At 41.3% G+C, this 3,839-nt stretch carries 2 protein-coding genes and 1 pseudogene; 2 read left to right on the top strand and 1 reads right to left on the bottom strand.

All coding sequences use genetic code 11. The features are described 5' to 3' along the window. Positions 1-333: pseudogene (locus C1642_RS20040) on the top strand (hydroxymethylglutaryl-CoA lyase); the annotation flags it as partial. A 251-nt stretch (positions 334-584) separates the two neighbouring features. On the opposite strand, the gene C1642_RS18725 reads toward C1642_RS20040, so the two are convergent. Continuing rightward, a complete protein-coding gene (locus tag C1642_RS18725; RefSeq protein ID WP_001230724.1) occupies positions 585-1,526 on the bottom strand; it encodes a LysR family transcriptional regulator in 942 nt (313 codons plus the stop codon). A gap of 205 nt (positions 1,527-1,731) precedes the next feature. On the opposite strand from C1642_RS18725, the gene C1642_RS18720 reads away from it, so the two are divergent. Continuing rightward, the coding region (locus tag C1642_RS18720; protein ID WP_146035361.1) for an indolepyruvate ferredoxin oxidoreductase family protein at positions 1,732-3,839 on the top strand (2,108 nt) is incomplete at its 3' end.

The following is a 3,839-nucleotide window of genomic DNA, read 5'->3' as shown; positions in this document are numbered from 1 at the left end:
CAAGCCTGCCTTGCTGAACTCGACAGCAAGGTTTTAGCTGGGCATTTCCACAACACCTATGGTATGGCAATTGCCAATATTTATCAGTCTTTACAGCAAGGCATTCGTGTTTTTGACTCGTCTCTTGCAGGACTTGGGGGTTGCCCTTATGCCAAAGGAGCTTCGGGTAATGTATCGACCGAAGATTTGTTTTATTTGCTGTCACACATGGGCTTTGAAACTGGCATTGACTTAGAGAAACTGATGCAAGCCAGCCAAAATATTAGCAATGTATTAAACCGAAAAAGCTTGTCGAATTATGCAAATGCGTATTGGCAGACCAAGTGTGCATAGTCATAAATTAAAATAGCTCAGTATCTGGTATAAAGCTGAATATTAGGCAAAGTACCAGATCATCCTATCTCATCTTTATCTCATTCTGTTCAGGAATTGGGGCTCAATCCCTCATGCAATTTTTTTAAAATCTATTATTTATTTCTGTATTAAATGCCTCTTTAAAAAGAAGCATTTTCTACCCTATTTTTATTCTAATCCGTATTATTCTTCATCCTTTTTCAATTGTAATCCTTAAAAAATTTATCTCATTATTTATAAAAATAAGATGCATCCATTTCAATTCTTGGCGAAATATATTCTTCTACCCAATCCAACCATGCGCGTGTTTTGGCATCAATAAAATGGCGTGAAGGCAATAAGGTATAAACTCCGATATCGGGCGAACGCCACTCAGGCAAGATATGACATAATCTTCCATTTTGAACCGCGTCTAAAGCCGAAAACATCGGCAATAACGCGACCCCCATATCCTGTTGCACCACATCTAACAATAACTCAGGGTTATCTGCAATGAGTTGCCCTCCAATGTCGATTTGACAAGACTCACCATTGGCATTTAACAAATGCCAATCTGGCGTAATAGATGGGTTTACCAAGCGTAAACAGGCATGATTTTTTAAGTCTTCTGGAGACTTAGGAACGCCATGTTTTTCTAGGTACGCAGGTGAAGCACATAAAACAGAAAAAATAGTGCCAATTCTGCGTGCAACAAAACGAGAGTCTGTTAATGATTCAGTGAGATAAAGACTGACATCCACCCCTTTTGCTAACAGGTCTGGAACGTATTGTGAGGTCGTATATTCCACGGTTAATTCGGGATAATGCTTACAAAACTCGGCCATGACAGGGAAAACATAATGATGCCCAAAGCTTCCCATACTTAATACACGTAAACGACCTTTAGGTTTAGATGCCGTTCCGGTGACTTCTGCCTCTGCTTCATCCACCATTGAAATAACTTGCCTACAACGTTCTGCATAAGTTGCACCAATATCAGTCAGTGCCTGCTGGCGCGTTGAGCGTTGTATTAATTTTGTACCTAAGCGTGTTTCTAGCTCGCTGATAAGACGTGAAACCTGTGCTGTGGTCAGATCCATCTGCTCAGCTGCTGCTGTGAAACTCCCGCTATCAATCACTTTCAGGAATGCATGCATTGCATGCAAAAGTCCACCATCGAGATTTTTGCGCATAACGTAAATATCTTTTCCTAAATTACGGATTGTTGCACCAGTTTAGATCAACCACAATGACTAAATGTACATACATTGGCACTAATTCTTTTTTTAAGAAGAGGAACCGATCTTTTTTATTTCGTATGTCACTTGCTCCAAATATTCAACTGGATGTTGAAAAAAGAAAGTAGTCCGAGCTACTAAAAATTCTAAGGAGATATAAATGAATATAGCTACAAAAGTCACTCCAAATATTATTGCAACAAAGGATGTGTCACTTGAAGATAAATATGTAAGTGATAACGGTACAGCATTTATGACCGGCATTCAGGCACTTGTTCGCTTGCCTCTTGCCCAAACTCGCCGTGACGCGATCAATGGTTATCATACTGCTGGTTTTATTTCTGGTTATCGTGGCTCCCCTATTGGTAACTATGATAATTTCCTTTGGCAAGTTGAAGGATTACTTAAATCCCATAATGTCGTATTTCAACCTGGTGTAAACGAAGACTTGGCTGCTACCGCAATCTGGGGTACACAACAAGCAAATCTTTCAGGTCAAGGCAAATATGATGGAGTGTCTTCATGGTGGTATGGTAAAGGCCCGGGTGTTGACCGTTCAGGCGATGTACTCCGCCATGCTAACTTAGCTGGTACCTCTGAACGTGGTGGTGTTGTTGCTTTATTTGGTGATGACCACTCATGTAAATCTTCTACAGTTCCCCACCAGTCTGAGCATGTCATGATTGGTTGCGGTATTCCAATTTTCTACCCAACATCCGTTCAACAAATTTTAGATTTTGGTGTTCACGCCATCGCAGTTTCACGTTTTTCTGGTCTTTGGACTTCCATGAAGCTGGTCAGTGAAATTGTAGAAACTTCCGCTTCAGTTCATGTCGACTTAGACCGTGTCACTCCTGTTATACCAGAAGATGTTAATTTCCCAGAGGGTGGCGTCAATATTCGTTGGCCCGATCATGGCATCCAACAAGAAGAACGTCTTTATAAATATCGCTTACCAGCTGTTTTGGCCTATGCCCGTGCGAATAAAATCAATACCGTAACATGGCCTTGTGAAAATGCCCGTGTCGGTATTGCTGCAAGTGGTAAAGGTTATTTAGATACCATTGAAGCCCTACGTATTTTAGGAATTGAAGATGAAACAGCCCAACAGCTTGGGCTACGTGTTTATCAGGTTGGTCTGATTTGGCCTTTAGAACCACAAGGTATTCGTGAATTCGCCAAAGGTTTAGAAGAGTTGATCGTTATTGAAGAAAAACGTCCAATTCTTGAAACACAAATTAAAGATGAGCTTTACTCACTTCCTGATGACCAACGTCCTCGTGTCATTGGTAAAGCAACTGACGGCAAAGGTGAATGGAGTACCTCTATTGAAGAAGCACCACTCATTGGTCACTATGAGTACCAGCCTGAACCGATTGCAAAAATGCTGGCTGCTCGCTTCTTAAAACTAGATATTCCAGAAAGCTTAAAAGTACAAATTCAAAGCAGAATCGACCTCCTACTAAAAGCAGAGCAAGAATCAAAACGTGTTATTGACCTTGCTGAACGTAAACCTTATTTCTGTAGTGGTTGCCCTCATAACTCATCAACAGTCGTTCCTGAAGGTAGCCGTGCATTAGGCGGTATCGGTTGTCACTATATTGCCGTTTCACTTGACCGCGGTACGGAAACATTCTCTCAAATGGGCGGTGAAGGTGTAAGCTGGGTTGGTGCATCGCCTTTTACCAATGAAAAACACATTTTTGCCAACCTTGGTGATGGAACTTACTTCCACTCAGGTTACTTGGCAATTCGTCAATCTATCGCTGCAAAAACCAATATCACCTACAAAATCCTTTACAACGACGCTGTCGCTATGACAGGCGGTCAGCATGTAGATGGTCATTTGAGTGTTGCACAATTAACTCGTCAGCTCGATGCCGAAGGTATTAAAAAACAAGTCATTGTGACTGATGAAATCAAACTGTTAAATGAAGAAGACGGTATTGCACCAGGTGTAGAAATTCGCCACCGTAATGAACTTGACGCAGTTCAACGTGAGCTACGTGAAATTTCAGGTGTAACTGCTTTAATTTATGTACAAACCTGTGCCAGTGAAAAACGCCGTCGTCGTAAACGTGATGCTTACCCTGACCCAGCTGAACGTTTATTCATTAATACCGATATTTGCGAAGGCTGTGGCGACTGTTCTAAAAAATCAAACTGTTTATCTATTGAGCCAGTAGAAACAGCTTTAGGCACTAAACGTCAAATTAACCAAAGTAGCTGTAATAAGGACTTCACTTGTGCTGAAGGATTCTGCCCAAG

It is taken from the genome of Acinetobacter sp. AKBS16 (assembly GCF_002899995.1).
Lineage (GTDB): Bacteria > Pseudomonadota > Gammaproteobacteria > Pseudomonadales > Moraxellaceae > Acinetobacter > Acinetobacter baumannii.
This window is presented reverse-complemented; position numbering and strand designations above follow the sequence as displayed.